At 49.8% G+C, this 25,249-nt stretch carries 23 protein-coding genes and 2 tRNA genes; 16 read left to right on the forward strand and 9 right to left on the reverse strand.

The genetic code is table 11. The features are described from left to right. Window positions 1–3: 3 nt before the first annotated feature. Together HUU10_05150 and moeB are read left to right on the forward strand one after the other, a co-directional pair. Entirely contained in the window at window positions 4–1,965 is a 1,962-nt protein-coding gene (locus tag HUU10_05150) for a hypothetical protein (GenBank protein ID NUQ80981.1), read from the forward strand. A 2-nt stretch (window positions 1,966–1,967) separates the two neighbouring features. Then, window positions 1,968–3,104, forward strand: coding sequence for a molybdopterin-synthase adenylyltransferase MoeB (gene moeB, locus HUU10_05155; protein ID NUQ80982.1), 1,137 nt, complete (start codon window positions 1,968–1,970; stop codon window positions 3,102–3,104). Here moeB and HUU10_05160 read toward each other — a convergent pair. Both HUU10_05160 and bshA read right to left on the reverse strand, forming a co-directional pair. Next, window positions 3,101–3,736, reverse strand: coding sequence for a hypothetical protein (locus HUU10_05160; GenBank protein NUQ80983.1), 636 nt, complete (start codon window positions 3,734–3,736; stop codon window positions 3,101–3,103). The two genes, moeB and HUU10_05160, sit on opposite strands and share 4 nt — an antisense overlap. Continuing rightward, window positions 3,733–4,863, reverse strand: a complete 1,131-nt coding sequence (gene bshA / locus HUU10_05165) for an N-acetyl-alpha-D-glucosaminyl L-malate synthase BshA (GenBank protein ID NUQ80984.1) — start codon at window positions 4,861–4,863, stop codon at window positions 3,733–3,735. The genes HUU10_05160 and bshA overlap by 4 nt, the downstream gene beginning before the upstream one ends. Window positions 4,864–4,930: 67 nt before the next feature. Between bshA and HUU10_05170 the strand changes: the two genes are divergently transcribed. The 5 genes from HUU10_05170 (at window position 4,931) to HUU10_05190 (ending at window position 8,967) form a co-directional block, all read left to right on the forward strand. Then, a complete protein-coding gene (locus tag HUU10_05170) occupies window positions 4,931–5,566 on the forward strand; it encodes a YigZ family protein (protein NUQ80985.1) in 636 nt (211 codons plus the stop codon). A gap of 38 nt (window positions 5,567–5,604) precedes the next feature. After that, window positions 5,605–6,900, forward strand: coding sequence for a hypothetical protein (locus tag HUU10_05175; GenBank protein NUQ80986.1), 1,296 nt, complete (start codon window positions 5,605–5,607; stop codon window positions 6,898–6,900). A gap of 266 nt (window positions 6,901–7,166) precedes the next feature. Then, entirely contained in the window at window positions 7,167–8,696 is a 1,530-nt protein-coding gene (gene malQ, locus HUU10_05180) for a 4-alpha-glucanotransferase (protein ID NUQ80987.1), read from the forward strand. Between the two features lie 110 nt (window positions 8,697–8,806). Then, window positions 8,807–8,879, forward strand: a tRNA-Lys gene (locus tag HUU10_05185). A gap of 5 nt (window positions 8,880–8,884) precedes the next feature. Further along, window positions 8,885–8,967: transfer RNA gene (locus HUU10_05190), tRNA-Leu, on the forward strand. A 123-nt stretch (window positions 8,968–9,090) separates the two neighbouring features. On the opposite strand, the gene HUU10_05195 is transcribed toward HUU10_05190, so the two are convergent. From HUU10_05195 to HUU10_05205, 3 genes are all read right to left on the reverse strand, one after another. Continuing rightward, entirely contained in the window at window positions 9,091–11,178 is a 2,088-nt protein-coding gene (locus HUU10_05195) for an alpha/beta fold hydrolase (GenBank protein NUQ80988.1), read from the reverse strand. A gap of 285 nt (window positions 11,179–11,463) precedes the next feature. Next, window positions 11,464–13,494, reverse strand: a complete 2,031-nt coding sequence (locus HUU10_05200) for a (Fe-S)-binding protein (protein NUQ80989.1) — start codon at window positions 13,492–13,494, stop codon at window positions 11,464–11,466. A 120-nt stretch (window positions 13,495–13,614) separates the two neighbouring features. Beyond that, entirely contained in the window at window positions 13,615–14,517 is a 903-nt protein-coding gene (locus HUU10_05205; GenBank protein ID NUQ80990.1) for a PhzF family phenazine biosynthesis protein, read from the reverse strand. A 151-nt stretch (window positions 14,518–14,668) separates the two neighbouring features. Between HUU10_05205 and HUU10_05210 the strand changes: the two genes are divergently transcribed. The 9 genes from HUU10_05210 (at window position 14,669) to HUU10_05250 (ending at window position 21,843) form a co-directional block, all read left to right on the forward strand. Then, the gene (locus tag HUU10_05210; protein ID NUQ80991.1) at window positions 14,669–15,106 is read left to right on the forward strand and encodes a four helix bundle protein; all 438 of its coding nucleotides are present in this window, start codon (window positions 14,669–14,671) and stop codon (window positions 15,104–15,106) included. Next, window positions 15,099–16,019, forward strand: coding sequence for a tRNA (adenosine(37)-N6)-dimethylallyltransferase MiaA (gene miaA / locus HUU10_05215; GenBank protein NUQ80992.1), 921 nt, complete (start codon window positions 15,099–15,101; stop codon window positions 16,017–16,019). The genes HUU10_05210 and miaA overlap by 8 nt, the downstream gene beginning before the upstream one ends. Before the next feature lie 98 nt (window positions 16,020–16,117). Continuing rightward, window positions 16,118–17,404 carry a 3-phosphoshikimate 1-carboxyvinyltransferase gene (gene aroA, locus HUU10_05220; GenBank protein ID NUQ80993.1) on the forward strand — a complete coding sequence of 429 codons (1,287 nt, stop codon included), beginning with the start codon at window positions 16,118–16,120 and terminating at the stop codon, window positions 17,402–17,404. A 5-nt stretch (window positions 17,405–17,409) separates the two neighbouring features. Continuing rightward, entirely contained in the window at window positions 17,410–18,525 is a 1,116-nt protein-coding gene (gene ugpC / locus HUU10_05225; protein NUQ80994.1) for a sn-glycerol-3-phosphate ABC transporter ATP-binding protein UgpC, read from the forward strand. A 58-nt stretch (window positions 18,526–18,583) separates the two neighbouring features. Further along, a complete protein-coding gene (gene bcp / locus HUU10_05230) occupies window positions 18,584–19,048 on the forward strand; it encodes a thioredoxin-dependent thiol peroxidase (GenBank protein NUQ80995.1) in 465 nt (154 codons plus the stop codon). An 89-nt stretch (window positions 19,049–19,137) separates the two neighbouring features. Then, entirely contained in the window at window positions 19,138–19,389 is a 252-nt protein-coding gene (locus HUU10_05235; GenBank protein ID NUQ80996.1) for a ribbon-helix-helix protein, CopG family, read from the forward strand. Next, window positions 19,367–19,792: a PIN domain-containing protein gene (locus HUU10_05240; protein NUQ80997.1), complete on the forward strand. Its 426-nt coding sequence runs from the start codon at window positions 19,367–19,369 to the stop codon at window positions 19,790–19,792. Before HUU10_05235 ends, HUU10_05240 begins: the two co-directional genes overlap by 23 nt. 45 nt (window positions 19,793–19,837) lie before the next feature. Further along, the gene (locus HUU10_05245; GenBank protein ID NUQ80998.1) at window positions 19,838–20,473 is read left to right on the forward strand and encodes a thiamine diphosphokinase; all 636 of its coding nucleotides are present in this window, start codon (window positions 19,838–19,840) and stop codon (window positions 20,471–20,473) included. Then, window positions 20,470–21,843: a sodium:solute symporter family protein gene (locus tag HUU10_05250; protein ID NUQ80999.1), complete on the forward strand. Its 1,374-nt coding sequence runs from the start codon at window positions 20,470–20,472 to the stop codon at window positions 21,841–21,843. Before HUU10_05245 ends, HUU10_05250 begins: the two co-directional genes overlap by 4 nt. Before the next feature lie 3 nt (window positions 21,844–21,846). On the opposite strand, the gene zupT is transcribed toward HUU10_05250, so the two are convergent. The 4 genes from zupT to HUU10_05270 all read right to left on the reverse strand — a co-directional run bounded on the left by zupT (window position 21,847) and on the right by HUU10_05270 (window position 25,228). After that, window positions 21,847–22,653, reverse strand: coding sequence for a zinc transporter ZupT (gene zupT / locus HUU10_05255; protein ID NUQ81000.1), 807 nt, complete (start codon window positions 22,651–22,653; stop codon window positions 21,847–21,849). Between the two features lie 4 nt (window positions 22,654–22,657). Continuing rightward, complete coding sequence (locus HUU10_05260; GenBank protein NUQ81001.1) at window positions 22,658–23,533, reverse strand: pirin family protein; 876 nt, start codon at window positions 23,531–23,533, stop codon at window positions 22,658–22,660. Window positions 23,534–23,598: 65 nt separating this feature from the next. Then, entirely contained in the window at window positions 23,599–24,468 is an 870-nt protein-coding gene (locus HUU10_05265) for an endonuclease/exonuclease/phosphatase family protein (GenBank protein NUQ81002.1), read from the reverse strand. 7 nt (window positions 24,469–24,475) lie between these two features. Beyond that, window positions 24,476–25,228 (reverse strand): GAF domain-containing protein, encoded by a 753-nt coding sequence (locus tag HUU10_05270; GenBank protein NUQ81003.1) that lies wholly within the window; start codon window positions 25,226–25,228, stop codon window positions 24,476–24,478. Between the last annotated feature and the right edge of the window lie 21 nt (window positions 25,229–25,249).

Raw genomic sequence — 25,249 nt, forward strand, 5'->3', positions numbered from 1 at the left:
AACATGAAAAAAAAATCAACCACTCCTGAAAACGAAAAACTTCCTTCAGAGGGAAAAAAATATCCATTCGTTTTTTACATCATTCTGGTCAGTATCCCCATTCTCTTTTTTGTGTTGCTTGAAGTCGGATTAAGACTGGGAGGTTATGGCAGAAAAGTGGATGTGTGGATTCCGGTATCCAAACACTTTCCCGACCACATCTGTTTGAATAACTGGATTGCCAGCCGGTACTTTAATTCTATCACCACACTGCCTTCTCCCTGGCCCGATGCATTTCAGAAAGAAAAAACGGATGATGTGTTCCGGATTTTTGTCATAGGAGAAAGCAGTGCGGCCGGTTTTCCTTACGATCTCAATGCCACTTTCTCGAAGGAAATTCAACGCCGGTATTCCATTTTATTTCCTGAGAACAAAATTGAGGTGATCAATCTGGCATTTGCAGCCATCAACAGCTATACCCTGCTGGATCTGACACCCGAGTTTATCAGCCAGAAACCCGATGTGGTGATTCTCTACGCCGGACACAACGAATATTATGGTGCGTTGGGAGTCGGTTCCACCGAAAGCATCGGCAGTAACCGGTGGCTGGTTAACCTCATGCTGGCTCTTGAGGAGTACCGTACCGTTCAGCTGATCCGTGATGGCATGGCCTGGCTCTATACCCAGACTGCCAAGTCGGATGGTGATGGTACCCTGATGGAAAGAATGGTGGGAGAGCAACTGATTCCTCATGGGTCAGAAATGGAACAGGCTGGAATTGACCAGTTTGAAGGAAACCTGCGTGACATGCTCGATCAGTACCGTGAGGCCGGAATTCCGGTGGTGCTTTCCACCCTGACGGCCAATCTGCGTGATCAGAAACCCTTTATTTCGAATGCAACCGACTCATTTCCGCCCGCAGACTCCGTGTTTTTTAAAGCTAAAAAGCTGATGGATACCGATTCGGTGGCTGCATTGAAAGCCTTTTCATTGGCAAGCGATCTGGACCAGTTGAAATTCAGAGCTCCCTCGGCCATAAATGATGTCATACGGTCGCTTGGAAAGGAATACAGGTACCCGGTGGTTCCCATTGATTCCCTCATGCGGGGAATCAGTAAACATGGCATTCCCGGTGATGAACTTATGACCGATCACCTTCACCCGACCTGGGTGGGATACCGGATGATGGGGAAATGGTTTACCAGCTATCTTCTGGGCAATAACCTAAAACCAGAGGGACCCATGAATAACCTGACGCCCGGTCGCCTCGATTCTATCACAACCATTCAGTACCCGCTTACCCGGTTCGACTTCCTGTCGGCCGAGTATAAAGTGGGCAAGCTGAAAAAAGGATGGCCGTTTGTAGAAACGACCCTTTCTGCCAGTCTGGTGGTTAAACCTGCCGATTCCACAGATATCGAGGATGTTTACGCAGCCCGGTTTGTGAACCATGGTATCGGCTGGGAAGAAGCCCATGTGGAAATAGCAAACTGGTACCGCAGGCATAACCGGCTGGGTGATTATCTGAAACACATGGATGCCCTGCACTTCTTTGCCCCGTATAATGATTCACCCATCCGGCTGGCCTCAGAAACACTGATCGCTAAAAACCGTCTCGATCTGGCCCTGCGTTACCTGCACCGCCTTGAAAAAATTAACCCAGACAATTTTTCTGCCAAATGGCTTGGAATTTATTATCTGGCAGCCGGTCAGGCCGGGGTGGCGCTTCAATTTCTCGAATCCAGTTACAACCGGAATAATACCGATGCACAAATGTTGTACAATTATGCCGGAGCCTTGTTGTACAACAATCAGGGAATCAGAGCGCTTTCCATTATTCGTGAATGTCTGAAACTGGCTCCCGATTTCCCCGGTGCCGCCGAGTTTGAACGGACACTCGTTCTGAAGTTACAGGATCAGAACCAGTTGCCGCCCTCAAAAGGGTTATTGAAAAAACCTTCAAAGAAATCCGGACTTTCCCGCTGATCATGTTGAGTTCCGATGACCGGCAACGGTATGCCCGGCAGATTTCGCTCGATGAAATCGGAGAGACCGGACAGGAAAAACTCCGGGCTGCAAGGGTCCTGATAATTGGTGCCGGTGGTCTGGGTTCACCAGTGGCCTTGTTTCTGGCAGCAGCCGGAGTTGGGACACTTGGATTGGTGGATGGTGACCGGGTGGATGTTTCGAATCTTCAGCGCCAGTTGCTTTATGATACCGCCGATGCGGGGACCAGTAAAACCCAGGCGGCAGCACGGCGCATTCACCAACTCAATCCGTCGGTTCAGGTTGAGGCTTATCCCTTCCGGTTGACACCGGAACATGCAATGGGATTGTTTTCCCGCTACGACATTATTGTGGATGGAACAGATAATTTTCCTGCACGGTACCTGATCAATGATGCTGCAGTCCTTAGCCGGAAACCGGTGGTTTATGGCTCGGTTTACCGATTTGATGGACAGGTAACGGTTTTTGATTCCCGACAGGGGGCCTGCTACCGGTGTCTGTTTCAGGAAGCGCCTCCTTCCGGTGTAGTTCCTTCCTGCGTGGAAGGCGGCGTGTTGGGTGTTCTGCCCGGGGTGGTGGGAACCATGCAGGCAACCGAGGTTATCAAACTGATCACCGGAATCGGGAAGCCGTTGATTAACCGGTTGGTGCTTCTCAATGCTCTTCGCTGGGAATTTCAGGAAATCCGTCTGAAAAAAAATCCGGCATGCCCCATCTGCGGCCCTTCACCAGTGATTACCACCTTACAGGAACAACCTTTTTATTGTCATCCGGGAGATGTTATGACTCAGAACAATCCGATTACTCAATTAAACCCACATGAATATTCCGAATGGAAAAAATCCAATCCGGTTCATCAGTTGATCGATGTGCGCGAACCTGCCGAATATGCCGAAGTACGGGCCACAGGGACCACCTTGATTCCGCTCGGCTCTCTGTTAGCCCGGCAAAATGAACTCAATCCGGACATTCCTGCGGTGGTGATTTGTCGCAGTGGGGTCAGAAGTGCCAACGGGATTGCTGCACTGAAATCGGCTGGTTATAAAGGGGAATTGATCAATTTCGCCGGTGGTACCATCGGTTGGGTGGCAGCCGGATTTCCCACAGAAGCCGGCTAAGAGGCCGATTGTAAACTGATTAATCTGGCAACCACATTTTCCAGTTGGTTTGTGATTGGTTTGCCGGTACCGTTCAGATTAATGGCCGTGTGATCACCGGTTTCGAGGAATTTTTTCATTCCCTGTTGGTTAACCCAATAGTAAATTCCCCAATTCACAAAATCCCATTCCGGATCGTAGCCGTTCCATTCGTAATCCACATAGAACAGCTTCCCGCCAGTATGGATAAAATTAGCCGGAAACCAGTCGAGATTGATTCCGAGTACCTGTAAATGACGACTTAGCCTGAATATGAGGGGCCAGACGTCGTTTTTCAGAGTACCTGCGGCCACTTGTTCTGCTATGGTCGGTCCTTCCAGATAGGATTTCAGAAGCCACTCGGCCTTTTCATCATATTCCAGCAAGGCGGGAAGGTTTACCTGTGCCTCTTTTAGATGATGATAGGCCCTTATTTCGGCAGCAAACTTGTCGCCAAACTGATAATAACTGACAGGCTCATGGTGAATTTGCTTATAAACGGCAACCTGGCCGTTCCGTGAAACCAGCCAGGAATATCCCGATTTTCCTTTTCCAAGTAACTGAACCAGTTGCCATGGAGTTTCTTTCAGAAAGAGGGGGTCACCCGGTTTCACTCGCGGTCTTTCAGCAAATCGTGATAGAATGCTTCATACTGATCCACAATGGATGCTTCCTGGAAATCGAGAGACCGCTGATAGGCCCCTTCCCGGAATCGGTTCAGCGACTCGGGTGACTCCAGTATGGTCAGGGCATGACTGACCATCTGATCAATATTTCCCAATTCACAGAGAAATCCGCTTTTTCCATGTACATTCAGCTCGGGAAGTCCGCCCACGTTGCTCGAGATGACAGGGACCCTGCAAGCCATGGCTTCCAGTGCAGCCAGACCAAAGGTTTCGGTTTCGCTGGGAATCACAAAAACATCGGCAATGGAGAGCAACTCTTCAACGGCTTCATACTTGCCCATAAAGAAAGTATCATCCCAGATACCCAATTGACGGCAGAGGCGTTCGGCATCGCTCCGTTCGGGGCCGTCGCCAGCAAGAATGAGCCTGGCACGCTTAACTTTTCTGATTTCCCTGAACATGTGGATCACATCACTGACCCGTTTCAGCGGTCTGAAGTTAGAGACGTGAATAATGACGGGTTCGCCGCTGGGTGCGAAACGCTGCTTCAAACCAGGCTGATCGGTCCGTTGAAACCGCTGATGATCGACAAAGTTATGAATGACCTTGATGTCACGGCGGATATTGAAAATGCGGTTGGTCTCCGATTTCAGGAAATGGGAGACAGCCGTCACCCCGTCACTCTGATCAATTCCAAATTCAACACTGGGAATGTAGTTCGGATCCTGCCCGATGAGGGTGATGTCGGTTCCGTGCAAAGTGGTTGCTACCCGGATGTCCCTGCCGTGGTTTTTCAGAATTTGTCTGGCCAGGTAGGCGCTGGTGGCGTGTGGAATCGCGTAATGCACATGCAGCAGATCCAGATTTTCATGAAGGGTCACATCGACCATTTTCGAACTCAGGGCTGTGTCGTAAGATGGATACTGGAAGAGGGGGTAGATGTTGACCTGAACTTCATGAAAAAACACATTCGGTGGAATGTGGGTTAAACGTGAAGGTTGCGCATAGGAAATAAAGTGAACACAGTGTCCTTTCCGGGCAAGTGAAAGTCCGAGTTCTGTTGCCAGGACACCGCTGCCACCAAAAGTGGGGTAACAGGTAATGCCGATTTTCATGAAGTTCTGTTGCTGCTTGTGCGTGATTTTCTGCTTAAACGAATAAATGTAGTAAATTAATCCCGATATGTCCGATTCACAGTCGTCATCCGATTTCTATCTCACCATCAGAGAACCAGCCTCGGCCAGCCTGAAAGATACCGGAAGCCGGTTTCTTGGCTTATTATACCCCGTTTCAGCAGACGCAGAGGCAACCCGGCTACTGAACGAATGCCGGAAAAAATACTATGATGCCACTCACCATTGTTATGCCTGGCGGATCCGGAACGAACAAACAGGAAACATCATCGAACGGACATCGGATGATGGGGAACCATCCGGAACGGCGGGCAAACCGATTTTAACGGTTTTGCATCATGCCGGATTGGAGAATATCCTCTGTATTGTGGTGCGTTGGTTCGGAGGGACCAAACTGGGCACCGGCGGATTGGTAAGAGCCTATTCTGATACAGCGAAAGGTGCCGTTGGTAACGCGGTTATTCTGCGGCAGTATACCTACGTAACCGGAATCATCACGGCCGATTTCAGCCAGGAAGCAGATTTAATCCGTATCTTCAGCCAAAATCAGGTAAGGATTCAATCGACAGACTATACTGATCAGATTACCATGTCCATCGGGATCCTTCCTTCGAAACTGGCTCTCGTACAAAGGCTGATCAAAGATCACTTCCGTAACCAGCTTGAACTTGTATTACCTGAATAGCATGTTTGATTTAATTCATTAAAAAGGAGATCGTTTCAATGCGTCTTATCGTGTCCCTTTTAATCGTCCTGTCCACCATACCATCCTTCGCTCAGCTTCCCGCCGATCCCACTGGTTCTGTTATGACCGGCGGCCTGGGAATGACCTATGTTGATGGAAAACCCTACTTCCTCTTCAATACCGCTCCTGAATTGTCGTTTGGCCCCTGGGGTCTTGGACTCGATCTGAATTTGCGGATTTCGCCCGATGGAAACATCCGCGAGGAAGATTGGGATGAAGGATATGATTTTATCCGGATCATCCGATATGTGAGATATGCACAGAAACGGGCCCCACTTTACGTCCGGGTAGGCCAGCTGACCAGTGCACGTCTTGGCCGCGGATTGCTGATGTACAACTACAGCAACGGCATATCTTATGATGACCGTAAAATTGGTCTCGAGTTCGATATGCGCTTCGATAAATGGGGATTTGAAACCGTTTCCTCCAATGTGATTGGTGCCGATATCTGGGGCGGACGTGCTTACTTTATGCCACTGGCAGAAACCGGAATCCCTTTCCTGAGTTCCCTCGAAACCGGTGCCACTTTTATCATGGATATGAATGAAGATGGCAGAAAACTGAATGATGGGGGTATCATTACCGACAATCAGTTTACCGAAGCCAACCCGGTCACCGCTCTTGCCTTCGATGCCGGACTGCCCTTGCTTGATAATGATTTTATCGATTTCGGAATCTACACCGAATTTGGTCAGTTTGCCGGATACGGCTCGGGTGGAAGCATGGGGCTGGAAACCAATCTGAAAGGACTGGGTTCGTTCCTGGCCATATCGGCCAAACTGGAGCACCGTATCAACGGTGATCAGTTCATCGCCAACTATTTCGGACCTTTCTACGAAGTGGAACGACTTACCAGACTGAGCGATACTCTGTACACCACAAAGCTGCAGGCTCTGAAGGATACAAAAAATCCCGGAAATGGCCTCTATGGCGGACTCACTACTACGATTCTTGGAACCCTCCAGATCCTCGGCAGCTATGAGGAAACCTACCGGATTAAGAATTCTGGTCTGCTCCACCTGGGCACCGATCTGGGAGACATGATTCCATCGGTTCTGGCCCGCGCCGATTATTACAAACGTGGTTTGTCGGCAGGTTCTTCGGTCTTTTCACTCGATGACAGAAGTTTGTTGACGGCTGAACTGGGTTATAAACCATATCCGTTCATGGTAGTTTCCATGTTCTACCAATGGACCTTCGTTCCTGAAGGGGATGGTGACTATAAGGCCGTTTCAAAAGTGGAACCCAAAGTCTCCTTTGTATTCCGGTTCTGAGAGTAGAAATTATATTTTTTTGAACGCAAAGAGAAAGGCAAGGAGCGCGCAAAGGTTTTTTTGATTTTAAATGCAAGAATCTCTGCGTGCTTTGCGACTGCCTTGCGTCATTGCGTTTAGTTCCGCTTAGCAAACTGAAGCCTTAAATTCATATTAAAAAAGCGCTTTCACTTTGACAAATCCGGCCGGTATGATACCTTTGCAGGTTCATCCGGCTCATCATGAGGCCGGTTTAGTCTGTAACAAACCAAAGAGGGTTATCTGTCATGAAATTTGATCGTTCTGCCGGAATTCTGCTTCATCCAACCTCATTGCCTGGCCGGTATGGTATCGGCGATCTGGGCGATCAGGCTTACCGGTTTATCGACTTCCTCAAAGCCTCAGACATTGGTCTCTGGCAGGTATTGCCTCTTGGACCGACCGGATATGGTGATTCTCCGTATCAATGTTTCTCTGCTTTTGCCGGCAATCCGCTGATGGTCAGTCCGGATAAACTGGTTACCCAGGGCCTTCTCACCGCCGAAGATGTGCGGCAGGTTCCTGCGTTCAATCCCCTCCAGATCGATTTCGGATGGGTGATTGGTTACAAAACCGATCTGCTCAGAAAAGCCTACCAGACTTTCTCCACCACCGAGGTTCTGAAAGACAAGAACTACCGTAAGGAATATACCAAATTCTGCAAGGCCAACGCTGCCTGGTTAGATGATTATGCGCTGTTCATGGCCGTTAAAAATCACCATGGTGGTGTTCACTGGAAAGAGTGGGCTGCTGATATCCGTCACCGGGTACCCAAAGCAGTGAAAGACTATACTAAAAAACTGGCTGGTGAAATTGAGTATCAGAAATTCATCCAGTTCAACTTCTTTTATCAATGGAACGATGTGAAGGCCTACGCCAACGGTCAGGGAATTAAGGTGGTAGGGGACCTTCCGATTTTCATTGCCTATGACAGCGCCGACTGCTGGGCGAACCGGCATTACTTCACAGTGGATGAAGACGGGCACCTCGAAACCTGTGCTGGTGTTCCTCCCGACTATTTCTCCCCGACCGGTCAGTTGTGGGGCAATCCGCTTTATCGGTGGGATGCCATGGAGGCCGATGACTTCCAATGGTGGCGTGACCGCTTCGCCAAATTGTTCGAAATCGTTGATATCGTCCGTATTGACCACTTCCGCGGATTTGAAGCGTTCTGGGAAATCAAAGGAAATGCCAAAACCGCCGAAAAAGGGAAGTGGGTGAAGGCCCCGGGCAAGAAATTGTTTTCAAGTGTTCAGAAACACATGGGCAATCTTCCGATCATCGCAGAGGATCTTGGAGTCATTACCCCCGAAGTGGAAGCCCTCCGTGACAAATTCGAGTTTCCCGGCATGAAAATCATGCAATTCGCTTTCGGAACCGATATGGAAACTAAATTCCTTCCTCACAACTTCATTCCGAATTGTGTGGTCTACACCGGATCCCATGATAACGATACCACCCGGGCCTATTTTGACGTGGCCAAACGCGAAGCAGGAAAAAATGATATCTATGAGTTTACTCAGAAATATCTGAATTACTATGGCGAGGATCTGGTGGGTGAGCTGATCCGTGTGGGCTATGCCAGCGTGGCCGATACGGTTGTTTTCCCGATGCAGGATCTTCTGAATCTCGGAACCGAAGCCCGGATGAATTTCCCCGGAAAGCTCGGCGGAAACTGGTCCTGGCGCTTTTCATGGGAACAGGTTCCTTACGGTATTGCCGATCGTTATAAAGCGCTCGGTAAATTGTACGATCGTCCGCGGAAGGTAAAAAAATAATTCTTTCGGGCATGGGACGTTTAATTGGTTCCCATTGACTGGAAAAGAAAATCGTGTTATCTTTGTCGCTCTTTAAAAAAGAAGTCAGGCTTCAGGCCTGATTTCCGGTTGGTTCCGTAGCTCAGTAGGTAGAGCAACTGCCTTTTAAGCAGTGGGTCGATGGTTCGAGTCCATCCGGAGCCACAAATGCCCAGGTGGTGAAATTGGTAGACACGCCATCTTGAGGGGGTGGTGCACTGCGTGCGTGCTGGTTCGAGTCCAGTCCTGGGCACTCCTGATTATCCTTCCTTCCTGCTTTCTTCAGCCGATGGTCTTCATGAATTGCATGATTGACCAGCATTGATTATCCCAAGACCGATTATTCTGAAACCAAAAGTCCTTTCTGTTTCCCTCTTTAATCGGAAGTTGTCTGGAACTGGTTTTTCAGGTGACGTTCAAAATGCCGGAAGATGGCTTCATATTGATGTTGCCATGCATCGGGATCTTTGAAACCATGATTTTCTGCAGGATAAAACTGAACATCAAACGGCTTCTTTTTCTGAACAAGCCGGTCCATCAGCTGAATCACATCCTGTACCAGTACATTGTCATCCACCATTCCATGAAGCAATAACAGGTGGTTCTTCAGGCTGTCTGCATAGGTGATGGGCGATGTTTTCTCATAGATGGCCTGGTTGTATTTCTGCGGACCCAGGCGCTGTTCGGTATACCACCGGTTGTATAATTTCCAGTTTGCCACCGACCGGAGGGCGGCACCGGCTTTAAAAACATCCGGACTTTTAAACAGGCTCATCAGGGTAAGAAAACCTCCGTAGGAACCGCCGTAGATGCCGATCCTTCCGGGATCAACAGAGAGCGAATCGGCAAGGTAATGTGCAGCAGCCACACAATCCGACCAGTCCGGACCGCCCATGTCCTGAAAAACCGATACACGGTTTTCTCTTCCGTAACCTGCGCTTCCCGAGTAATCAATATTCAGGACCACATATCCCTGGCTGGCCAGAAACTGATTAAACAGGTATTCCCTCCAATAATAGCCGAATTCGTTGGTCACATTCTGCAAATATCCCGCTCCATGTACAAACACCACTGCCGGATATTGTTTCTGGCGGTCATAACCTGGGGGAAGAAAGCGGTGGGCCGCAAAGATTTGCTTTGTTTCATGATTCAAGATGGAAATGGTTTCTGGCGGGGTCAGGCGAACGGTCCTTAACCGTTCTGGAACGGTACGGGTCACCACCTGTTCTTCTCCGGTTTTCAGATTCAGGACAACCAGTTCACCAGGAGAGGTCAGACTTGCCTTCAGGTAGACCAGCTTTCCTCCCTGATTGCTGATTCTAAGTCCTGTTCTCATGGCATCGTCTTTGGTAAGCTTGTTGGGCAATGAACCAGCACGAACGGTATAAACATGCCGCTGATGCGGACTGTCCTGAGTCGATGTAAAGACCATTTCCTGTTTAACCGCCGGGTTCCAGAGCCAACTGTCGACTTCCCATTGCCCCTTTGTCCATGTGGATACCTGTTTCGTTTTCAGATGGTAGGTGTACAAATGATTCCAACCGGTCATTTCATGTGTGAACCCGAGCAGCTGACCGTCCGGTGAGAAAGCAAATCCTTCAAACGTATTGATCCAGGCAGGATCGGAGTGAATAAAGATTGTATCGGCCTGCATGGATTTGAGGTTAATCAGTACCAGATGACGGGATTTCTGATCGATGGTGATAGTCGAGAAAGCCAGAAAGTCGCCTGATGGGGAAACGACGGCGGGTCCGCCGTACCCTGAAATCCAGCCGTCTGATGGCCAGCGGACTGTGGCGGATGAATCGGACCGGGTGATGAGAAAGCGGAATACTGGATGGGAGTAGCGTCTGCTTGGAATCGTTTTTACCTCAGGGGCTAACCAGTGAGGGACCATGTTCACACGAACCGAATCGGATTTCCATTCCTGCAGAACCATTCCATTGATGGCAGGGGAGAAGCCAGTGAGAGAAACCGATTCCCCTGAGTCTGATTTCACCAGCCGCGAAGTGAAAAGGGGGCCATCTTTCTGGATGGAATGTAGTTTCTGATCATCCAGAAGAAACAATGCACTCATATCTGGTTTTTCAACCACATCCGACAAGGACCCATGCGTGGCCGTAATCATGGTGGAAGGGGATCCCGATGTGAATCCCTGCCACAAATCTCCCTTGTCCAGAAACAGAAAAGTCGTTCCATCCGGTCGCCAGGAAACCAATCGGGATCCGGCCGATGCGGAAATCAGCCGGCGGTCACCGGTATCTATATTCTGAATCCACAACCTGGCCGTATCAGACCCGGATTCATCCCAATGAAACACCAGAAATTTTCCATCAGGAGAAAGCGATGGGTTCTCTGGCCGGTTTCCTGGCAGATAGGGTTTCTGAAAGATGGCATTCAGCGTCAGCGGGGTTTGTGTCAGTGGGGCGGACTGAAGCAGCAGTAAGAAGGTAAAAAAAATCATACATCATCCCGGATCAGAATGGCGCAAACATAAAGGCAGTGGGGTGTCATTTCAATGGCAACGCCCATTCGGGTTGATAATTTGACCCATGATTTCCCGGTTAATGGCGGATTCTGTGCCAGGGGAGTGCGTTCCGTTTAAAGAATTTCACCAGCCTTGCTCTTATCAGAATAAAAAAGGGGCTTTGCGGGCCCCTTTTAAAATCAGCAGGTTGGCTGATCGGGTATTCTACTGTTTCGATTCAGTGGCAATTCTGCAGTTGATCTCTGTTTGTCAGCCGTGGATTTACCCGATCCGATCGGCCACAATCTCAGCAATGTCCTGAACTTTCACATCCGGCCGATCAGTTGACTTCACGCCATCATTCATCATCGTCATGCAGAAAGGGCAGGCGGTCGCAACGGCGTCAGCGCCGGTGGCCACTGCTTCCTCGGCCCGTTCAATGTTGATTCGTTTTCCGATCTTTTCTTCCATGAACATGCGGGCACCACCGGCACCACAGCAGAGTCCTTTGTCTTTCGACCGGGGCATTTCCACTGGCTGCACACCTCCCAGAAAATCGAGAATCTCTCTGGGAGCATCATAGACCCCATTCGCCCGACCCAGGTAACAGGAATCATGGTAGGTGACCGTTCCGGTATCGGCTGTCTTCAGGTTCAGCTTTCCGTCTCTGATGAGCTGATTAATAAAATCGGTGTGATGAACCACTGTGTAATGGCCGCCAAAATCGCCGTATTCATTTTTCAGCGTGTTAAAGCAGTGAGGGCAACTGGTAACCACGGTTTTAAACTGATACTGACTCAGCATCTCGATGTTTTCGATCATGAGGGTTTCGGCCAGCATTTCATTACCGGCCCGCCGGGCCGGATCACCTGTGCACTTTTCCTTTTTGCCAACGATGGCCCAATCCACACCCGACGCATTCAGAATGTGGGTAAGGGCACGGGTCACTTTTTTATACCGGTCATCAAAGGAGCCTGCACATCCCACCCAGAATAACACGTCTGTCTTTCCGCCTTTTTCGTCGATACGGGGCACGGTGAGTCCTTCTGCCCATTTTTCACGGTCCTGCGGATTAAAAGCCCACGGTATTCCCTTACTTTCCAGGTTATCGAACATGATTTTGAGCTCGGGCGAAACACGGCTTTCATTCAGAACCAGATGCCGGCGCATGTCAATAATCTGGGGAACATGTTCAATCATCACCGGGCACTCGGTCATACAAGCCTGGCAGGTGGTACAGGCCCAGAGTTCCTCTTCGGAAATGTAGGAATCCACCAATAATTTTTCATTGGCTGCCTTCATCTCTGGTGAATCGGCTCCTTTTGCCTGCGCAGCCAGTTTTTCTGTTAAACGGTGACGGGTATCCACAATAATTTTTCGGGGCGAGAGCGGTTTTCCGGTCAGATTCGCGGGACAAACCGATGTGCAACGACCGCATTCGGTACAGGTGTAACTGTCGAACAGTTGTTTCCAGGTCAGGTCCTCCACATCCTTTGCCCCGAAGGTGGGCATTTCCATGTCCGGGTTTTCTTCCATCTTCGTCATGGTTTCCATGATTCTGAGTGGTTCGAGTTTTCCCTGTGGTTTCAGCCGGGTAAAGTAAACGTTAAATACCGAGGTCAGTACATGAAGGTGCTTGGAATAGGGCAGGTAATTCAGGAAGGAAAAGACAATGATCATGTGGGCCCACCAGTAGAAGTAATAACCTTCTGCCGAGTCACCGCACAGCGAGGCAATGGCCTGGGTAACCGGTCTGATTTCCCAGGAAGAAGAAAACATTCCACCGAGATGATTGTAGTGCCAGGCGTATTGCAGAAAATACGTTTTCACCACACCTGCAATTAAAAACAGAATGAAAGTGGCATCTAACTGACTTTTCAGACCCATTTCCCCCGTCCAGAGCCGGCGCGGACGCAGGACCCACCGGCGGAACAGCAGGGCAACGACCGCCACTCCAACCAGCAGTGCAAAGAAATCCTGGCTGATGGTAATCACCGAGTACAGCGGACCCAGAAAAGCAAAACTGAATGTGAAAACGTTATGCAGAAGTCCTTTGAAAATTTCTTCCACCAACCCGAGCCCTAACACAAGAAATCCCCAGAAAACCAAAACATGGAGCAAACCGGCCATGGGCTCCCGCATGATCTTTGACTGACCGAGTGCGATCTTCAGCATGGCCAGAATCCGGTCACGGGGTTGGTCAAAACGGTCTTCAGGTTTTCCAATTCGAAGTCCGGTGATCAGCCGGCGGATGCTGATGGTAAAAATGGTAAGGGCAATCAGGAGAAAGAGGAAATAAAGCAGACTGAACATACAAAGTCCTGTTGGCTTATGGGTTATTTGATCAGGATGGTCAAATGCCAGTGCCTGGAGTGGGGATCTCCGTTCACCAGGGGGTGAAACAGAGATGTGGCAGGTTCAGTAATTCCGAAATCAGAATTCCAGAGTTCCCTGCAGAAGAATCCGGGCCGATCCACTGATTTCAACACCATGTGTTTTACCGTCCCGGATGTGAACGTTCACCTTTACTTCACCTTCACGGCTGATGGCTTCGCCCTGCTCACCGGTAAATGTGTATGTGCGGTTTTCAACCGAGGAAAGAACCGTACTTACCCAGTAGTGGGCCAGAATTCCGTTGACCAGTCCGGTGACCGGATCTTCATTGATTCCGGTTCCGGGTGAGAAATACCGTGAGTGAAAATTGGAAGAGGGCCGCATGGTCTCTCTGCAGAATGTGCTGACTCCGCGGAGTCCTTCATCGGCCAGAATGCGTTTCAGATTCTCGAAGTTCGGGGCAATTTTCCGCAGGGTCAGCAATCCCAAAACCGGAATGATGAGCACGCGGGTATCTGATTTCATGATGGGCAATCTGGAATCGATATCATTATCTGTGATTCCCAGATGCCTGAAAATGTCTTCCTGAGCTCCGCCAAACGGAGAAAGAGAGGGAACCGGAAGGTTAATCCAAACAGACGGATCGGTTCCATTGGATTTGGAAAGACTGACTGCGAGCTGCCCGGATTTATATTCAAGATTGATGACCTGTACAAAGGTATCGGGTGGGGCAATCATACGTTCTTTAATGAGGACGTTCACTGCAGCAAGGGTGCCATGACCACTGATTTCCAGTTCCTGAGCAGGGGAGAACCACCGCAGCCGGGCCACCGATTCCCGGCTATCCGGTTTAAGGACAAAAACCGTCTCGGGCAGCGCCAGATCACGGGCGATGGCCTGCATATCGGAAGGTTTGAGTGAGTCTGCCCCAAGCACCACTCCGGCCGGATTTCCCTTCATTGGCAGAGTGGTGAAGGTATTTACATGGAAATATTTGCGCATGATTTCAGAAATATAAAAAAATAAATCCGATTTACCAGTCGGAATTTTTACCATGTTAATGCCACGCTTTGGTGGTTTGTTAACAGAATGGTAACAGAAAACCATTGAACGGGTTTTTTCTGCCCCTTACCTTTACCCGCCGGAGTCCATTATGCAAACCCATCCTCATGAAACCCGCCACAACCGAAAACCCGAAACTGTTGAAGATCTGGATATCTGGCAGAAATCGGATCAGTTGTGTGAAGAACTGATCCGAAAGACCAAGTCCTTTCCCATCAGTGAATGGCCCGCACTGGGTCAGCGAATTAAAAATTCGGCAGCTGATGTCCCCATCGAAATTGAAAAAGGGTTTTTAAAGCGGAATATTCAGGATAAAATACATCATTACCAGGCCGCTTTCGATTCGTTTATCGAGCTGCGTTACCTGATCAGACTGAGTGAATCGATGGGATATATCAAAAAACCCGCTCCCTTGTACCGCCACATGCAGGAAATTGACCAGATGTTCACCGGACTGATCCGATCCATGGAAAAGAAGACGGGTCCCCGTACCCGTCCGGGTGGTGAATCGTCCGGAAGCGATGCCTGAACCGTACCGAATCCTCGTTATCCTTGGGCCAACTGCCTCGGGAAAAACACACCTTGCTGTTTCCCTTGCCAGTCAGTTTAATGGCGAAATCATCAGTGCCGACAGCCGCCAGGTTTATCGTGGGATGGATATCGGCACCGGCAAGGATCTTCAGGAATACCAGACCCTGAAGGGCCAGGTTCCTGTTCATCTGATTGATTGCTGCGATCCCACCACAGACTATGACCTTTACCATTTTCAAACCGATGCCCGACGGCTGATTGCGGATGTGACCTCCCGCGGGCACTTACCGGTTGTTTGCGGCGGAACCGGACTCTATCTGAGTGCCTTGCTTCAGAATTACCAATTGGTCCCCTTGGGTCAGCCCGATTCTGCCTGGGACCTTATCCCCGATGAAAATCTGGTAAGTGAACTCTCAAAACGCCGGTCCCTTCACAATTCGACCGATACCACCGACCGTAAACGCCTGATGAAGGCTCTGTCCATTGCTTCTTCCACATTGGCTCCTGAATCGTTTCCGCCCCTGAATCCTTTGGTAATCGGAATAAAGTGGCCCCGCCAGGAACTGTATGAACGGATTGGTCAACGCCTGAAATCACGTCTTGAACAGGGAATGATCGAGGAAACCAAACGGTTGCTTGCATCGGGTGTTCCTGCAGAACGTCTTCGCTTTTTCGGACTGGAATATAAATGGCTTACCAACTTCCTGGAAGGGCAGATTTCCTTTACCGAGATGGAAACCGGTCTGTATCAGGCCATCAGAAAATTTGCCAAGCGCCAGGAAACCTGGTTCAGAAAAATGGAAAAGGAAGGAGTCCCGATCCGTTGGATTGAAGGCCGGGAATTATCCTTTGGAAAGACCAGCCAGCTTGTGTATAACTGGTTAAAGGACCTGTCGTCAGATTTCAGTTGATTTGACTGTATCCGATCTCTATTTTGAAGACTCTTTGCCGGATATGGGGTTTCCCTGTCCGGAACATGAATCCCCCAGTTTGAAATGAGTCTTTTTGAATGACAGAAACACAGGTCACACCCGTATCAACCTTCTATCGATCCGTTCATCTTACCGGCGATAAATCAGTCTCACACCGGGCTTTGATGTTTTCGGCCCTTCAGCCAGGAAAAACCCGTATTTACGGCCTTTCCGAAGCAGCTGATCCCATGTCCACCCGGTCGGTTTTACAATCTCTTGGCATTTCAATCGTTAAAAAGGAAAACTGGTGGGAAGTGGTGTCTCACGGACGCCGTTCCTTTACCGCCAGTTCCGAGGTTCTCGATGTTGGCAACAGCGGAACCACCATCCGTCTGATGAGCGGTATTCTGGCCGGACAGCCATTCACCTCGACGCTGAACGGGGATGCATCCATTCAGAAACGTCCTATGAACCGTATTATCCGCCCCCTTCAGGAAATGGGTGCCGATATTCATGGAACTGCTAATGGAAAAACACCAATTGTGATTCATGGACGTGCACTTTCCGGAATGGATTACCGGATGGAAATTTCTTCTGCTCAGGTGAAAAGTTGTGTGTTGCTGGCCGGACTTTTCGCCTCGGGAAAAACCATCGTGAGAGAACCAGTCCTTTCCCGTGATCATACCGAACGGATGCTGAATCTCAAAACCTGGACGGAAGATGGCTATTATTGTGCGGAATCATCGCCTTCCCATGAATGGGAACCCGCCGATATTCACGTTCCCGGAGATCCATCCTCTGCAGCATTCTGGCTGGTGGCCGCGGCCATCGTTCCCGATGCAGTGGTCACGGTTTCAAATATTCTGCTGAATCCGACCCGAACCGGATTTATTAACGCACTCGAAGCCATGGGTGCTGATATTTCCATCGAGGAAACCGGCAGAATTGGTTCAGAACCCATTGGGTCGGTAACGTGTCGTTCCTCCCGGTTGAAAGGTATTGAACTCGGGGGAACTATCATTCCTTCCCTCATTGATGAAATTCCTGTTCTGTGTATTGCGGCGGCCATGGCAACCGGCCCCACCACCATTTCCGGTGCGGGTGAATTGCGGGTAAAAGAATGTGATCGGATCGCGGCCATGGTCACGGGTCTGAAAGCCATGGGAGCCCAGGTAACCGAACTGACCGATGGCATGCGGATTGAAGGGGGAGTCCCGCTGAAGGGAACCACCATCGACTCCTTTCATGACCACAGGATTGCCATGAGTTTTGCAATAGCCGGCCTCGTTGCTTCGTCACCCACACGCATTCTAAATGCTGACAGTGTCAGTATCTCCTATCCTGCATTCTGGAATACCTATTTTAATCATTCAAGTAAAGGCTGATTCCCATGGCTGAAGTCATTCTGAAAAATGTCTACAAACAATACGACAATGGCGTGTATGCGGCGAAGGATGTCAATCTCGAAATCCGTGACAAGGAATTTATGGTGCTGGTCGGGCCTTCGGGATGCGGGAAATCAACCACCTTACGGATGGTGGCCGGCCTGGAGGCCATCTCATCCGGCGAGTTGTATATAGACGGCGTCAGAATGAATGATGTTCACCCGAAAGACCGGGACATTGCCATGGTTTTTCAGAATTATGCCCTGTATCCGCATATGAATGTCTATGAGAATCTGGCATTTGGACTCAAGTTGCGGAAATTTTCGAAGGAGGACATCCACCAGCGGGTGATGGAAGCCGCCGAAATTCTGGGGCTGACCGATTACCTGGATCGTAAACCGAAAGCCATGTCAGGAGGGCAGCGGCAACGGGTGGCGGTCGGACGTGCCATCGTAAGAAAACCCAAGGTGTTTCTGTTCGATGAACCGCTTTCTAACCTCGATGCCAAAATGAGAGTTCAGATGCGGACTGAAATTTCAAAATTGCATAAACGTCTCGATGCCACCATGATCTACGTGACCCACGATCAGGTGGAAGCAATGACCATGGGCGACCGGATCACTGTAATGAAAGATGGGGTGATTAATCAGATCGATACCCCCTTGAACTTGTATAACCACCCGATCAACCGGTTTGTCGCCGGTTTTATCGGTTCTCCATCGATGAATTTTATGAACGGAACCCTGATTCAGAAATCCCACTTGACCTTTGTAGAAGAGGGATCCGGACTCGAGCTTGAAATTCCTGATCAGTATCATTCGGCTCTCGATGGATATGCCAACCGGCCATTGGTGCTGGGAATCCGCCCGGAAGACATTCATCTGAGTGGTGATAAAGCAGCCACTGATGCAACCAGCACCATTCTGGTCGAAGTGGTTGAACCCATGGGAAATGAAATTTTCATCTATTTTAACTCCTCCTCAACCGGTAAAGGCGGCACCACTCTGGTTTGCAGAACCAATCTTCGCACCATTCCCCGCACGGGCGATATGATGCCCGTCGGTTTCGATATGGAAAAATTGCACTTTTTCGAGCAGGATTCCGGTTTGGCCATCCGGTAAGGAATCCCTGACCGCCAGTCGGTTGTTTTAGTACGAAACGAATTGAAAGGAAAACACAATGCTGACTGCCGGCTCTAAAGCTCCTCTGACCATCCGTGTGAAAGATCAGGATGGAAAAACCGTTTCACTGGCCGATTATAAAGGCAAGACGGTTGTACTGTATTTCTATCCGAAGGATGATACTCCAGGTTGTACCAAAGAAGCCTGTGCGTTCCGTGATGATCAGGCCGATCTGAAAGCGGCAGGCGTTCAGGTTATCGGAGTCAGCGGAGATGATGAAAAATCTCACGTGAAATTCATCGGCAAGTTTAATCTCAATTTCCCTCTTTGGGCCGATGTGAACAATGAACTCTCTTCTGCCTTCGGCGCGTGGGGCGAAAAATCCATGTACGGCCGCAAATACATGGGAATTCACCGGGTAACCTTTATTATCGGTCCGGATGGAACCATCCTGAAAGCCTATCCGAAGGTGAAACCTGAAACCCATTCACAGGAAATCCTGGCAGATCTGAAATCTCTCTGATGGCTTCCCTGTTTTCGTAATTTTTCCGGGTCATCCTTGACAGTGATTAAGTGTTGCTGTAAGTTTGTAATACAGGGGGTGATACAATTATGAAAAGTTTCCGGTTACCAAAACAAATTGAATCTGACCTCGATTATGAGTCGGAACTGACAGGTAAATCCCGATCCGATGTGATCAGAGAAGCATTGGTTCAGTATCTTGCTGTTCAGCGGGAGAACCGCTCATCCTCCGATCTTGGGGAAGATTTATTTGGCACTGGCAGCAGTGGTGCCACAGATCTGTCGGTGACTTATAAAGAAAAACTGGGACAAACCCTGAATGAGAAATTCGGTCCTCGTTGATGCCGGTCCGCTGATTGCTCTGTTCGACAGAAGCGACCGGCATCATCTCCCGGTCAGGCAATTGCTTCGTGATCAGCGGTTTAATCTCGTTACCACCTGGCCGGTGGTAACTGAAGCCAGTCATATCCTCCGGTTTGATGTCAATTGCCAGCTGGCCCTTCTGACCTGGATTGAAAGGAAAGGCCTGGGGATACTCGATATCGGATGGGAGGACGTGGGAGTGGTCAGGGAAATGGTCAGTAAATACCGGAATGTTCCGATGGATCTGGCTGATGCCACCCTGGTTTATGCCGCCGAAAAATATCAGATTATGCGGATCCTCACCATGGATTCTGATTTTCATGTGTACAGAACCCAATTAAATGCAACTCTGAAAGCCATTTTCGTCAGCCAGAGTCCCTGAACCCAATTTCCTTTTCCTGATACCATCAACTGAATCCAGACTGCTTTGACCAGACAACCATCACGCATCGTCGTTCTCTGTAACGGAGAAAAGCCAGATCCCGACCGGTTTAAGGCCGATCTGGCCGAATCAGACCTGTTTATCTGTGCCGATGGAGGAGCCAATTCTGCGGTTGAAGCCAGTCAGATTCCTGATGTGATTATCGGCGACTTTGATTCGGTCACTCCATCCACCCTGCAGGCCTGTCAATCTGCACAGTTGATCCGTCTGGATGATCAGGAAACCACCGATTTTGAAAAGGTTCTGACCTACATCGGTCAATGGCCCGCTGCTCAGGTAACGGTCTGGGGGGCTTTGGGTCTCCGGATCGATCATACCATCGGGAATTTATCTTCCCTCATCCGGTTGGCAGGAAAACGATCGGTTTACCTGAAATCGAACAATGCCCTCAGCTATTCCATTCCTTCCGGATTCAGTAAAACGTTTCCGCCGGGAAAAACCATTTCCTTAATCCCGATTCCTTCTGCCGGCGGAGTCAGGACCGTGGGTCTGCGATGGCCACTGCTGAATGAAACCCTCGAACTCGGATTGCGGAACGGAACCCTGAATGAAACGACCGGTGGTCCGGTACAGATCACATTCACATCGGGCCATCTGATCCTCATGGAGATTGACGGGTGACGCTCGCTCCGGCCGATTGGGCTGTTGTTTCGGCGTATGTGATTCTGCTGACCATACTTGGTTTTCTTACCATCAGAAAACAGGCATCAGCCGACAGTTTTCTTCTCGCCGGTCGGTCGGTAACGCTTCCTGGATTTGTGGTGACGCTGGTGACGACCTGGTATGGCGGCATTTTAGGCGTCGGCGAATATTCCTATCTGAATGGGATATCCGCCTGGGTGGCACTCGGACTTCCGTATTATTTCTTTGCCCTGATTTTTGCTTTCTGGCTGGCGCCGCGAATACATAAGTCGCGCCTTACCTCCATTCCCGATCAGATGGAACAGGCCTACGGCCGTCTTTCCGGGATCATCAGCGCGGTCTTTACTTTTTTTATGGTGACTCCGGCCCCTTATGCCCTCATGAGCGGGGTTCTGATCAGTCTGGTTCTTCCCATCCCATTCTGGATGTCGGTGCTGATCAGCCTGGTTCTTTCCACATTCTTTGTCGGATTTGGCGGGTACCGCTCTCTGGTGGTTACCGATTTTCTTCAGTTTGCCATGATGTATGCCGGGTTTGCCGCCATCCTGTTTGTAGCTTTCTTTTCGGTGGGCGGAACGGATTTTCTTCTGACCAATTTGCCTTCCGGACATCTGGACTTCGTTCCCGAAGGGAGCGGATGGACCCTTCTGATCTGGTTTTTTATTGCCTCTATGACTCTCGCAGATCCCGGTTTTTATCAGAGATGTTATTCTGCCACTTCACCGGTAGTCGCCAGGCGCGGAATCCTGATCAGCATTGGATTCTGGTTTATTTTTGATGTGATGACGGTCCTGACCGGCCTGTATGCCCGTGCTTTAAGCGACCAGGTTTCTCCACCGAGTCATGCCTATCCGTTTCTGGGCGAGCAATTGTTACCCCCGGTTTTGAAGGGGCTCTTTTTTACCGGTATGCTGGCAACGGTCTGGTCAACGCTGAATGGTTTTTCCTTCCTGGCCGCTCAATCGATCGGCAGGGATTTCATGGGACGGCTGATCCCATCAACTGACAGGGAAGTCAGCCGCACAAGGTGGGCGCTGCTGCTGGTTACCGGATTGGCTTTTTGGCTTTCAGTCTGGTCTGAAACGGTAGTTGGAATCTGGTTCACGCTCGGCTCGGTGGTCTTGCCAGGTTTGCTGATTCCTTTGCTTTGCATTCACGCAGGTTTTGTCGTGAATCACCCCGGAAAAGTGTGGTTGGTGCAGCTGGTCTCCGTGCTGATTGCTGCCTGCTGGACGTGGTTATTTCCATCCATTCCTGGTTGGAATCCGGAGTGGACCGGTCTGGCATTCTATCCGGGAGTGGTGACAGCAGCAGGTGGGATGATGGTACTCAGACTGAAAAGAACCTGAGTATCAGCTCAGCAGAACCAGACTGGTTGCCATAACAGCCATTCCGGAAATCAGGCCGTAGATGGCAAGATGATGTTCCCCGTATTTCTCAGCAGTCGGTAACAACTGATCCAGAGAGATGAAAACCATGATTCCAGCCACCATTGCAAATGAAAATCCCAGCATGGCAGGCGAAAAAACCGGTAATAAGACCAGAACTCCAATCACGGCGCCAACCGGTTCCGACAATCCGGAAAGCAGCGAGTAACCAAAGGCTTTCCGACGACTGTTGGTTGCATACAAAACCGGGATCGCCACGGCAATGCCTTCCGGTATATTGTGGATGGCGACAGCAAGCGCAATTGAAAGTCCGATTCCCGTGTCATCCATCGCACTGAAAAACGTGGCTAGCCCTTCCGGAAAGTTGTGTATTCCGATGGCCAGTGCAGAAAACAGACCCATCCGAAGCAGTTTGTCGCGGTCGACGGCTTTTTCCATGTCCTTCAATTCATGAATTTCATGAGGATTTTCAAAGGAGGGGACCAGCTTATCGATTAGGGCAATCAGGAAGATTCCCCCGAAAAAGAGCAAGGTGGTCAACACATACGCCAGTTTCTCACCATAGTCCGGGGTCAGGCTCAGACGTGCCTTCGGAAAAATTTCTATCATCGACACATAAATCATCACTCCTGCAGAAAAACCCAATGCCACAGATAGTACACGTGGATTGGGTTTTTTCGACATCAGAACGATCAGGCCTCCGATGCCTGTTGCCAGACCGGCAAAGGTCGTCAGCAGGAGAGGAAAAAGGATCTGCGGAAAGTCGGACATTGACTCAGTCAAGATCCCCGAATTTACCGGAATTGAAATCCAGAATGGCCTGTTCAATTTCCTCGCGGGTGTTCATTACGAAAGGACCGTAGGAAGCAATCGGTTCCTGAATGGGTTCACCGGCCAGAATCAGGATGGTGGAAGACTCGCTGGTCCCGATGGTAAAGGTCTCGCCATCATTTTTCAAGCGGGCCAGGTGGTTCAGGGGGACTGATGTCTGATTGTTAATGGTCACCGATCCTTTCAAAACCAGAACCCCCGCATTGAAATGGGCAGGAAAGGACAATTCAACCGAAGCCCCGGGCTGAAGGAATCCATTAAACAGATGAACGGGAGAAAAGGTAAAAGCAGGTCCTTTCACACCCTGAAGCTCACCGGAAATGATATCAAAATATCCGGTATCATTTGGAAGCATGACCTTACCCATCATGGATTTTGTGAGGGCCTGGTACTTAGGTGGTGTCATTTTTGATCTGGCGGGAAGGTTTACCCACAATTGAACCATCTGGAAAGGACCGCCTTTTCTGGAAAATTCCTTTTCATGGTACTCTTTATGAAGCAATCCGGAACCAGCGGTCATCCATTGAACATCGCCTTCTTCGATAACGCCAGAATTTCCTGCATTATCATGGTGGGCCACTTTGCCATGATAGGCAATGGTCACGGTCTCAAATCCGCGATGCGGGTGCGGACCGACGCCTCTTGGCTGTTCGCGCGGAGAGAAATCGACCAGGGAATTGTAGTCCATCATAAGAAACGGACTTAAACCAGCAAATCCGATCTGTGGATTGGATGGGAAGAAATTATGAACTCTGAACCCATCACCAACCCAATGGACAGGCGGGGGTGCGACGACCAGATCAACGGTTCTCATGGAAATCTCCTTTTCGTGTTACAACACGCAATTTAAGGGAATGGTTCCCCGATTAAACCGGACTTTTGGATCTACGGAAGAATCAGAGTGACAGTGACCGGGAAGTGATCGGATGGGTACCGTTGGTTAACTGAATGATCATCGACCAGGTAATCGAGTACGGTGGCCGACTCAGGAACAAACAGATAGTCAATCCTTGGGCCACCTGAAAAGGGAAACCGGAATCCGTTAAAGGTTCCTTCTGGTCCGGCAGGCTTCTTACGGGTGGCCAGTCTGGCATCGATAAACCGTTTCTGAAGGAGCTGAACAGAAAGTGCCTTGTCGGTGGCATTGAAATCACCCATGACGATGACTGGCAGGTCCGGATTGGAACGGGTGAGCGATGTGATGGCGGAAAGAACCAGTCTGGAGCCTTCCTCGCGGGCACGTTCCCCTTCATTATCGGCGTGCAGATTGAAGACCCAGAAGGATTTTCCCGATTGCTGATCACGGAACAGGGCTCCGGTGCAGACCCGAAGGTAAGCGGCATCCCATCCCTTGACGGGTTTATCAGGAGTTTGTGAGAGCCAGAAGGTGGAATCCTGCAGGACGGTTACCCGCATTGAATCGAACAGGATGGCACAAAATTCTCCGCCTTTTTTCCCATCATCACGGCCTTTTCCAACAAAGCCGAAGGAGGGAAGGCGTGAGGTAAGGTCGGTCAACTGATGATAAAAGCCCTCCTGTGTTCCGATGACACTGGCACCCGAGGACCGGATGATTCTGGCAACTTCATCCTTCCGGTATTTCCATTGATTAAGACTGTCCGAAGCGATATCCAACCGAAGATTCCAGGTGGTTAGCCGGATGGATTGGGAAAATCCCGTCGTGCAGATGGTGAGGATAAAACCAAAAAGAAACAGGCGGGTAACCACCTTCAGAAACGGGTACTGGCCGGTCATCCTGATATCAGCCTTTCAATTTTTCCATGTGATGAAGCAAGGCCGCAGCAGCAAGGGAAGCCAGTGCTTCGACGGTTTGCTGAAGGTAGGTATTGAATCCGATCACCTTGCCCGTTGCAGGATCGGAGGCATTGATCAGCTGAATCACACCAACCACATGGTCAGAAACATCCTTCATGGGAACAGTCAGGCACGAGGTGGTTTTGTAATTGTTTGCCTGATCAAACGAACGGGTTCCGGTAAAGTCGAAATCTTTGCTGCTGTACACATCGGGGATGTTGAGTGTTTTTCCGTTGATGCAAACCCAGGTGGAAGCAAACCGGTCGTTTGGTTTTCCGGTGGAATCATCCAGCGTTTTCAGGGGGGGAAGGTTCACTGGTTTGCCAGAGGTACCTCCGATATGAAAGCCAAGCGATTTGGTGCGCAACATGACAAACTTCAATTCATGGTTTCTGGCCCGAAGGTAAAGCGTTCCTCCGTCGGCGTGACAGATATCCTGTGCTTCATGCAACAGTTGTTCCAGCAGCTTATTCAGATCCTTCTCGGCCGCCATTCTGATTCCGAGTGGAATGACTTCTGTGATCAGTTTTCTGGTTAGCTGATGCAGATAATTCAGTTCTTTAACGGTGTCGATCTGATATTTCGAGAGATAAACGGTGGGTTGGTTCCCAGACATGACTACCGCAGTGTCCCCATCTGTAACCATTTTAAGAACGCTGTCTGTCTGATCCTTGAGTTGCTGGACGGTGATGGATTTCATGTGACCTCTCCCGGAAAGTTA

The sequence above is a fragment of the Bacteroidota bacterium genome (assembly GCA_013360915.1).
Taxonomy (GTDB): domain Bacteria; phylum Bacteroidota; class JABWAT01; order JABWAT01; family JABWAT01; genus JABWAT01.